Annotated in this window: 1 pseudogene; it reads right to left on the bottom strand. The window is 71.2% G+C overall.

Going from position 1 to position 393, the window contains the following annotated elements:
- A pseudogene (locus tag SLW56_RS20820) lies at positions 1-393 on the bottom strand (hypothetical protein); the annotation flags it as partial.

The raw sequence follows: 393 nt of genomic DNA, 5'->3' as shown, positions 1-393 counted from the left end.
CGCGGCCGTGCTGCTGCCGCTGCCCAGCGCCACGGCGCCGGCCTGCGCCGCCGCTGCGCCTGCGCCCAGCGCCAGGCTGTCGCCGCCGCTGGCCGTGGCCGCCTTGCCCAGCGCCACGTCGTTGGCCACGGCCGAATCGTTCGCATCGCCCGCCACCGCGCCATCGCCCAGTGCCACCGCGCTGTCGCCGTACGCGTTCGCCGCCGCTCCCACCGCGGTGCTGTCGGCACCAGTGGCGGTGCTGTCCGCACCGGTGGAATTGGTATGGACGTATCTCACCGTGTTGCCGTTCTGGAACTGCTGCACCGTGTTGTCGAGCTCGTCCACCTTGGTGCCGACCTTGCCCAGTTCGGTATTGGTGGCATACAGCTGCGAGCCGTTGACCGCATCGGT

The organism is Xanthomonas sp. LF07-6, assembly GCF_034105445.1.
Classification (GTDB): domain Bacteria; phylum Pseudomonadota; class Gammaproteobacteria; order Xanthomonadales; family Xanthomonadaceae; genus Xanthomonas_A; species Xanthomonas_A sontii.
Note: the sequence above shows the minus strand (reverse complement) of the source record. Positions and strands in the feature narration are given on the sequence as shown.